Source organism: Sphingomonas sp. S-NIH.Pt3_0716 (genome assembly GCF_003950715.1).
GTDB classification, from domain to species: domain Bacteria; phylum Pseudomonadota; class Alphaproteobacteria; order Sphingomonadales; family Sphingomonadaceae; genus Sphingobium; species Sphingobium yanoikuyae_A.
Genome location: NZ_QLJK01000106.1, coordinates 1 through 1,297 on the forward strand (window position 1 = coordinate 1; position 1,297 = coordinate 1,297).

The window sequence follows — 1,297 nt, forward strand, 5'->3', positions numbered from 1 at the left end:
GAGCGATAGCCGTAGATTCGGCGAAGGTCCGCCAGATGCTCGTGCCGGGTCTCCTCGCGCGCGGCATAGAGGAGTAGATCGTCGCTGGTCAGGCCGAGCTGGGCCGCGATGAAATCCGATACCTGCGCCGGGATCAACTCGCCAGGAGCGAGCACCCGGCCCGGGTAGCGCAGGACGCACAGTTGCAGCGCGAAGCCAAAACGATTGTGGGCGCGCCGGCGCTGGCGGATATGCCCGAGATCCTCATCGCTGAGGGTATAGTGCCGCAGCAGCTCACCTTGATCGACCGGCAAGTGAAGCAGCGCCTCGCGCTGTCGATCGGTCAGGGTCACGCGACGCGGCATACATGCTCCTTATTCTTTCCGAGCTACGGTTTGAGATAGCTTGATTGAGATGCTGGTTAAGATACACAATAGCCCAATCTTATGTGCTCATGTTCGTCACCGCCTCAAACCTTCGTTTGTGATCCATGCTGATCGGCTACGCCCGCGTGTCCAAAGCCGACGGCTCGCAGTCGCTCGACCTGCAGCACGATGCCCTTCGCGCTGCCGGTGTCGAGCCAGGCAATATCTATGATGATCGTGCATCCGGTAGCCGTGATGATCGCCCCGGTCTTGCCGCCTGCCTGAAATCGTTGCGCGACGGCGATGTCCTCATCGTTTGGAAGCTCGACCGGCTCGGCCGAACGCTCACCCACCTGGTCAGCACGGTGCAGAATCTGTCGGATCGCGGTATCGGTCTGCGGGTGCTCACCGGCAAGGGCGCGCAGATCGACACCACGACGCCATCGGGCCGGATGGTGTTCGGCATTTTTGCCACACTGGCGGAGTTTGAGCGGGATATGATCCGCGAGCGCACCATGGCTGGCCTGGCCGCTGCCCGCGCGCGGGGACGCAAGGGTGGCCGCAAGTTCGCCCTCTCCAAGGCCCAGGTGCGGCTCGCTCAGGCTGCTATGGCCCAACGCGACACGTCCGTTTCCGACCTCTGCAAGGAACTCGGGATCGAGCGCGTCACTCTCTACCGCTATGTCGGTCCCAACGGGGAACTCCGGGATTACGGTCAGCGCGTGCTTGCTGCCAAAACGCGATGATGATGACGGGAGCCCCGATCAAACTTACCCAAGCGGACGCCGCAGACGTTGCAGACCTGTACAACCGTTGCAGCGACTATTTCCTGTTGCAGGACGGGGCCGCGCCCACGCTGGACGATGCTCGCGAGCTTTTCTCCGATGTGCCGCCCGAAAAGAGCGCCCACAATCAAGCTGTCCTGGGATGGAAGGGGCCTGGCGGCCTATATG

General features: G+C 62.4%; 2 protein-coding genes and 1 pseudogene. 2 read left to right on the plus strand and 1 reads right to left on the minus strand.

The annotated features are described in order from the left end of the window. Nucleotides 1-344, minus strand: a 344-nt coding sequence (locus BRX37_RS26220) for a DUF4158 domain-containing protein (protein WP_164522553.1), incomplete at its 3' end; no start/stop codon positions are given. Between the two features lie 125 nt (nt 345-469). Between BRX37_RS26220 and BRX37_RS26225 the strand changes: the two genes are divergently transcribed. Both BRX37_RS26225 and BRX37_RS26230 read left to right on the plus strand, forming a co-directional pair. Beyond that, nucleotides 470-1,090: a recombinase family protein gene (locus tag BRX37_RS26225; protein ID WP_008832583.1), complete on the plus strand. Its 621-nt coding sequence runs from the start codon at nt 470-472 to the stop codon at nt 1,088-1,090. After that, a pseudogene (locus BRX37_RS26230) lies at nt 1,087-1,297 on the plus strand (GNAT family N-acetyltransferase); the annotation flags it as partial. The gene BRX37_RS26225 and the pseudogene BRX37_RS26230, both read left to right, overlap by 4 nt.

What these genes read in the sequence shown, in the direction of transcription:
- BRX37_RS26225 (WP_008832583.1), top strand. Translation starts at nt 470, where the DNA reads ATGCTGATCGGCTACGCCCGCGTGTCCAAAGCCGACGGCTCGCAGTCG.